The organism is Helcococcus sp. KG196 (genome assembly GCF_046035495.1).
Taxonomy (GTDB): Bacteria; Bacillota; Clostridia; order Tissierellales; family Peptoniphilaceae; genus Helcococcus; species Helcococcus ovis.
Window position 1 is genome coordinate 1 of sequence record NZ_JBFNFI010000039.1, and the last position, 669, is coordinate 669.

Below are 669 nucleotides of genomic sequence, written 5' to 3' on the forward strand. Positions count from 1 at the left end.
CAGGAATTTTCCTGTAGCTTCTTAAATAAATATTCATAATTAAATTTTAGATGTCTCCATTTTCTTTATTCGTAGTTCTCATAATATTACTGCCTAAATTATCAACAGATTGTTTTATTTCTTTTAATATAGAATTCTGTTTATTTATTATTTCAAGCATATCTTCGTAATCTGAATTAACTGAAAATATAGTCATATAGTTTTCCAAGTCTACAGAAAAGTGTTCTTCATATTCTTCTCCATTTGCAAAGTAAGTAATTTTACCATTAGCTGGAACTTTGCAATTTTTCTTCAAATATTCACAAGTTCCAAAATACAAATCATAACTTTGATGTGCTCCTATTATACATTTTTTGACTTCTTGTTTTATTAACATTTCTTTCATTGATATTTCAAGGCTATCTATAAAATCCGAAGATAATTTTATACTAACATTTTTAGCTACAACATTACCGTTATTAATAAATCTCAATCCATAAAAAGCACGTTTTACAAAAATAAACTCCACTTCAACATAAGGTCTATTATTTTCTTCAAATTGTTTTTGCATTTCTATGAGTTGTTCTTTCGAAACTTTAGCAGACTTAAAATTAGCCCAGCATATAAAAATTGTAGCAATTACATATACTAATGTTATAAACACCATTGCCCAATCAGATGTCATTTTTA

The 669-nt window shown here is 26.0% G+C and carries 1 protein-coding gene; it reads right to left on the bottom strand.

The genetic code is table 11. The annotated features are described in order from the left end of the window. Window positions 1-46: 46 nt before the first annotated feature. On the bottom strand, window positions 47-669 hold a 623-nt coding region (locus ABGF45_RS08385; RefSeq protein WP_408125375.1), incomplete at its 5' end, for a hypothetical protein.